Source organism: Luteimonas flava, from assembly GCF_036584485.1.
Lineage (GTDB): Bacteria > Pseudomonadota > Gammaproteobacteria > Xanthomonadales > Xanthomonadaceae > Luteimonas > Luteimonas flava.
On record NZ_JAZHBM010000083.1, the window covers coordinates 1 to 255 of the forward strand.

1 protein-coding gene is annotated in these 255 nt (G+C 65.1%); it reads right to left on the bottom strand.

What is annotated here, in order from left to right:
• A partial coding sequence (locus V3391_RS17775; protein ID WP_332079780.1) for a GTP-binding protein occupies positions 1-255 on the bottom strand: 255 nt, incomplete at both ends.

A 255-nucleotide genomic window follows, 5' to 3' on the forward strand; every position in this document is an offset into this window, starting at 1 on the left:
CGTGGCCCGGGCAATCGACGTGCGCGTAGTGGCGCGTCTCGGATTCGTATTCGACGTGTGCGGTCGAGATCGTGATGCCGCGCGCCTTCTCTTCCGGCGCCGCGTCGATCGCGTCGTAGGCCTTGAACTCGCCGCCGAAACGCTCCGCACCGATCTTCGTCAGCGCCGCCGTCAGCGTCGTCTTGCCGTGGTCAACGTGACCAATCGTGCCCACGTTCACGTGGGGCTTGGTGCGCTCGAACTTACCCTTTGCCA